Source organism: Salinivibrio sp. PR919 (assembly GCF_001995355.1).
Classification (GTDB): domain Bacteria; phylum Pseudomonadota; class Gammaproteobacteria; order Enterobacterales; family Vibrionaceae; genus Salinivibrio; species Salinivibrio proteolyticus.
This window is the reverse complement of record NZ_MUFL01000137.1, coordinates 1-4,429: the sequence shown is the minus strand read 5'-3', so window position 1 is coordinate 4,429 and position 4,429 is coordinate 1. Positions and strand designations below refer to the sequence as shown.

The following is a 4,429-nucleotide window of genomic DNA, read 5'->3' as shown; positions in this document are numbered from 1 at the left end:
GCTCAGGCTATGGATGTGAAAAACCGTGGTTAACAGGAATGACGACTCGTGGCATGCTTAGCAGCTAACGTGTTTAACTGGCAACCAAGATTCTGATATGGCAACTCTTCCCGACAATCCGTTAATCCTTGTGGATGGCTCTTCGTACCTTTACCGGGCATACCATGCGTCTCCTAATCTCACCAATAGCCAAGGTGAACCCACTGGAGCCGTCTTTGGGGTGGTGAACATGCTGCGTAGTTTGTTGCGACAATTTCCCCATTCACAYGTGGCGGTGATTTTTGATGCCAAAGGGAAGACRTTYCGYGAYGAYATGTAYGARCARTACAAAGCCAATCGTCCACCSATGCCAGATGAYCTACGCGGGCAAATTGAACCTYTGCATAAGATTATTAAAGCCATGGGGCTGCCTTTACTCGCGGTAGAAGGGGTGGAGGCCGATGATGTGATTGGTACACTCGCCACTCAAGCCTCAAAAGCGGGAATGCCGGTACTGATCAGCACCGGTGATAAAGACATGGCGCAGCTGGTGGATGAGCACGTCACCTTAATCAACACCATGACTAATGTGGTGATGGATCCTGAGGCGGTGCGTGAAAAGTATGGCTTTGGTCCTGAGCATATTATTGATTACCTTGCCTTGATGGGCGACAAAGTCGATAACATTCCTGGCGTACCGGGTGTGGGTGATAAAACCGCGACCGCGTTGATTGCCAATCTAGGCGGCTTGGATGATATCTACGCGAACCTCGATAAGATTGCAGCGCTCAGCTTCCGCGGCGCGAAAAGCATGGCGAAAAAACTGACTGAGCATCAAGACGCCGCTTACCTGTCTTATCAGCTCGCCACGATTAAATTGGATGTTGAACTGGATTTCACCCCTGAACAGCTAGTCAAGCAAGAGCCTGATAATGACACCTTGGTGACCATGTATCGTGACTTACAATTCCGCCGCTGGCTCAAAGAGCTGGATGAAGGCGATGCGCCGGAAGAGGCGGTGTCTGATGAGCCTATCCCACAAGAGACCACGATTGACCGCAGTGGCTACCAGACGCTATTAACGCGGGACGCACTGGACACTTGGCTGAAAAAAATTCGTGACGCTGAGGTGGTGGCGGTCGATACGGAAACCGATAGCCTCAACTATATGGAAGCCAATCTGGTTGGAATTTCATTTGCTGTCGCGCCGGGTGAAGCGGCGTATGTACCGGTAGCGCATGATTATCTGGAAGCGCCGGCGCAATTATCGCTGGATGAGGTGCTGGAGGTGTTGCGTCCTTGGTTGGAAGATCCCTCAGCGGCGAAAGTCGGCCAGAATTTGAAATATGATGCCAGTGTGTTTGCGCGTCACGGGATCACCTTAAAAGGGATCGCCTATGACACCATGCTGGAATCGTACGTCTATAACAGTGTGGCGGGACGTCATGACATGGACAGCCTCGCTGAGCGTTACTTGCAGCACACCTGCATCAGCTTTGAAGAGATAGCGGGGAAAGGCAAGAAACAACTGACCTTTAATCAAATTCCTCTTGAGCAAGCGGCACCTTATGCGGCGGAAGATGCCGATATTACGTTGCGTTTGCATCAATACCTGATTAGTAAAGTCACCAGTGACGAGAAACTGAAAACCATCTTTGAGTTCTACGAGATGCCGCTAGTCAGCGTGTTGTCGCGTATGGAACGTCATGGTGTGCTAATTGACAAAGACAAGTTGGCGACCCAATCAGAGGCGTTACATACTCGTTTGATTGAGCTTGAGCGTGAAGCGTTTGAGATTGCCGGCGAAGAGTTCAACTTAAGCTCGCCCAAGCAGCTACAAGCGATTTTGTTTGAGAAAATGGGCCTGCCGGTGGTGAAGAAAACCCCATCAGGTAGCCCTTCAACCAATGAAGAAGTGCTGCAAGAGCTCTCACTCGATTACCCGCTGCCAGCACGGATTTTGGAATATCGTGGGCTGGCAAAGCTCAAATCGACGTACACGGACAAATTGCCGCGCATGATCAATGCGCAAACCGGCCGCGTGCATACCTCGTATCATCAAGCCGTCACCGCGACGGGGCGCTTATCGTCCACCGATCCGAACTTACAAAATATCCCCATTCGTAACGAACAGGGTCGCCGTATTCGAGAAGCCTTCACCGCGGAACCGGATCACACCATTTTGGCGGTCGATTACTCGCAAATCGAATTGCGAATTATGGCGCACCTATCCGGCGATAAAGCCTTGCTAGAAGCGTTCCGTGATGGCAAAGATATTCACGCCGCCACCGCAGCGGAAGTGATGGGGGTGAGTCTTGACGAGGTCACCAGTGAACAGCGTCGCCGCGCCAAAGCGATTAACTTTGGTCTGATTTATGGTATGAGTGCTTTTGGTCTGTCCCGTCAGTTAGGGATTGGCCGTCAAGAAGCACAAAGCTACATGGATACCTACTTTGAGCGCTACCCAGGCGTAAAGGCCTACATGGACCGCACCCGTGAGCAAGCGGCGGAAAAAGGCTATGTAGAAACCATTTTTGGCCGTCGTCTCTATTTGCCGGAAATTAAATCGCGTAATGGGATGCGTCGTAAAGGGGCCGAGCGCGCGGCAATCAATGCGCCGATGCAAGGAACCGCGGCCGATATTATTAAGCGTGCGATGATACTGGTTGATCAATGGATTCAAGCCAATGCCGCGGATGACGCCCGTCTGGTGATGCAAGTTCACGATGAACTGGTACTGGAAGTTAAAACGTCATCTTTATCCAAAGTTGAAAGTGAAGTACGGAAACTGATGGAGTCGGCGGCGGACTTGGACGTGCCTCTGATTGCCGAGTCTGGACACGGTAATAACTGGGGTGAAGCCCACTAAATCACGGCTTTTCCTGTGGTTTAATAACAAAAAAGCTAAAGCCGACACCCTGTCGGCTTTTTTTTCGTCCGTTTATCTTGCTGTTTTGGCGTCTTTTTGTACATTTCGATACAAATTTATGAAAAAAAATTACGTAGGATACTTTTCAACGCTGTGCATTTGATATACAGTTATTGGCGTAGGGTACAGAGGTAAGATGTTCTATCTTTCAGACCTTTTGTTTCACGTTATTGGATTTGGCTGATTCAGCAGCCCCAGTCAGGATACTGACTGGGGCTTTTTTTATTGGCAATTTCCCAACCGATGAAGACACCCTGCCACTGCCTTTTTATGTTTCGCTGGCTCGCCTATTCCCATTCTTTTCAAAAAAATTAGAGTAATTACTTTAATTTTAGTGATGAGCTTGGTTATAATGCGCGCAGCTTCTTGTTCTTTATGTGTCTACGGGGTCTTATCAGATCGCTTACGCACAAAGATTCGCCGATCCTGTCTTAGGGTCGGCTTTTTTTTGGGCAATTTTGCCCGAAGTGATGGTTTTGTGACCTTGAGGCAGGAATCAAAGTGAATGTGCGGCGAGACTAATGGTTCGACAAAGCGATACTTGCGTTATGGGCGATTGTCTATAAAACTTGTCGCGATAATAAGATAAATCCTATTTCTCTCCCGTTGCCCCACCTGTTCAGGTGGGGACTTTATTTTCTCTGCCATCTTCAGGCTAGACGAGCTCATAAATTCAGCTTACTCGGCGTATAAGAGGCGATCACTCCGGCTCTGCATCAGGGGAAGTCTCGTCGAGAACGCTCTCCTCAGGCGCTTGGTGGTACCAAGTGTCGAGCTTACGGCGAAGCTTATCGACGCCAATGCCTTTTAGGGATGAGAACAATTCAATCTCTACATCGCCACAAAACGCCAGTGCGGCTTCACGGATCTTCATCAGTTGTTGCTTACGGGCGCCGGATTTTAGTTTATCGGCTTTGGTCAGTAACACCATGACAGGCAGGTTGGATTGCACCGCCCAATGAATCAACTGTTGATCAAGATCCTTCATGGGATGACGAATATCCATCAACACCACCAGTCCGCCCAACTGCTCGCGTTTTTGTAGGTATTCACCCAGCGAACGTTGCCACTTTTCTTTCATCTCCAGTGGCACTTGGGCAAAACCATAGCCGGGCAGGTCGACAATATGGCAACCATCGTCCACCTTAAAAAGGTTAATTAATTGTGTCCGCCCCGGCGTCTTACTGGTCTTTGCAAGGCTCTTTTGGTCACAAAGACGGTTAAGGGAGCTAGACTTGCCGGCGTTGGAACGACCAGCAAACGCGATTTCTATCCCAGTATTATCAGGCAGATGGCGAATATCGGGTGCGCTGGTAACAAATTGGGTGTTACGGTAATTAAGCGATTGCTCCACTGTTAACTCCGTCTCGTCTTGGTGTAGTAGACTGATTACTTTTGTGTGAATTTGTGTAAAATAACCGTGCTCGGTTTTTGATCGGTTATTGTACCATGACGGTAACGAAGTAGTGGTACTGGAAGCTTGATAATTATAAATGGAATGTCATGAAGAAATTAGCGCTA

The 4,429-nt window shown here is 49.0% G+C and carries 3 protein-coding genes; 2 read left to right on the top strand and 1 reads right to left on the bottom strand.

What is annotated here, in order from left to right:
• Window positions 1–97 precede the first annotated feature (97 nt).
• Window positions 98–2,848 carry a DNA polymerase I gene (polA, locus tag BZG83_RS15925; protein ID WP_077482015.1) on the top strand — a complete coding sequence of 917 codons (2,751 nt, stop codon included), beginning with the start codon at window positions 98–100 and terminating at the stop codon, window positions 2,846–2,848.
• Window positions 2,849–3,044: 196 nt separating this feature from the next.
• Window positions 3,045–3,092, top strand: coding sequence for a hypothetical protein (locus BZG83_RS17190; RefSeq protein WP_438616993.1), 48 nt, complete (start codon window positions 3,045–3,047; stop codon window positions 3,090–3,092).
• 516 nt (window positions 3,093–3,608) lie between these two features.
• Here BZG83_RS17190 and yihA read toward each other — a convergent pair.
• Window positions 3,609–4,262, bottom strand: coding sequence for a ribosome biogenesis GTP-binding protein YihA/YsxC (gene yihA, locus BZG83_RS15920; protein ID WP_077482013.1), 654 nt, complete (start codon window positions 4,260–4,262; stop codon window positions 3,609–3,611).
• Window positions 4,263–4,429: the final 167 nt, after the last annotated feature.